The 1,037-nt window shown below is 43.7% G+C and carries 2 protein-coding genes; both read left to right on the forward strand.

What is annotated here, in order from left to right:
- The first annotated feature begins 82 nt into the window (after positions 1-82).
- Positions 83-334 (forward strand): hypothetical protein, encoded by a 252-nt coding sequence (locus F6K37_RS26180; protein WP_154659672.1) that lies wholly within the window; start codon positions 83-85, stop codon positions 332-334.
- A gap of 120 nt (positions 335-454) precedes the next feature.
- Entirely contained in the window at positions 455-907 is a 453-nt protein-coding gene (locus tag F6K37_RS26185; protein ID WP_008179508.1) for a pentapeptide repeat-containing protein, read from the forward strand.
- Positions 908-1,037 lie beyond the last annotated feature (130 nt).

The raw sequence follows: 1,037 nt of genomic DNA on the forward strand, positions 1-1,037 counted from the left end.
TTCCCTTCCCAACAGAATTCCGTAACTTATATACTACTTATTGAAATACGTAATCTGGGATAAACCTTTACCAAGATGACTCATGTCTGTCTATAGCAACGGGAACAGCGGATCTGGGAACAGCGGATCTGGGAGCAGGGAACAGGGAACAAAAATTCTCACAATTCATTTATGCTCTCAATATCCTTCTCTTGATGCATCGCTATTGCCTATTGCCTCTTGCCTCTTGCCTATTGCCTCTTGCCTCTTGCCTATTGCCTCTTGCCTATTGCCTCTTGCCTCTTGCCTATTGCCTATTGCCTCTTGCCTCTTGCCTCTTGCCTTAAAACCATAAGCAATCTCCCTCAAACCTTGCTGACAATTGCCCTATATTTACCTATTCACAACTCTCACAGAGATTGATATAGTTACCCTTGTCAGCAACTTTTAATCAAAAGGAGGATTAGAGCGATTCATGAAGTACTGCAAGTACTTTCTACACCTGGCAGCCTTTCTACTAGCACTAACTATTCTAGTGTTGCCTCTGCCAGCCCAAGCCCAAAGCGCTGCCACCATTAAAGCTACCTTTGCAAACACTGATTTAAGCGGTCAGGATTTATCCGGTCAAGACTTCCATAACGCTGTTTTTAGCAGTGTCAATTTACAGTCAGCCAACTTGAGCAATGTTAACTTTAAGGGTGCGAACATTACCAAAGTTAATTTCACTAATGCTAATCTACAGGGAGCAGATTTTAGCTATGCATTCATTAATGTATGTAACTTCAAGGGAGCAAATATTACCGGCGCTGACTTCACCTTTGCAATTTTGGATTCTAAGCAATACCGGGAGCTATGCAAAAATGCTTCTGCTACTAATCCCATAACTGATACTGGTGTTGATACTCGCTACTCTTTAGGATGTTATTGAAACTAATTTAAGTATTCAGCGGTCAGCGGTCAGCAGTCAGCGGTCAGCGGTCAGCCTTCAGCGGTCAGCCTTCAGTGGTCAGTGGTCAGTGGTCAGTGGTCAGTGGTCAGCCGTTGGCCTTTGCCTGTAA

This window comes from Moorena sp. SIO4E2 (assembly GCF_010671945.1).
In the GTDB taxonomy this organism is placed as follows: domain Bacteria; phylum Cyanobacteriota; class Cyanobacteriia; order Cyanobacteriales; family Coleofasciculaceae; genus Moorena; species Moorena producens.

Coding starts and splice junctions, on each gene's coding strand:
- F6K37_RS26180 (WP_154659672.1), top strand. CDS start 83: ATGTCTGTCTATAGCAACGGGAACAGCGGATCTGGGAACAGCGGATCT.
- F6K37_RS26185 (WP_008179508.1), top strand. CDS start 455: ATGAAGTACTGCAAGTACTTTCTACACCTGGCAGCCTTTCTACTAGCA.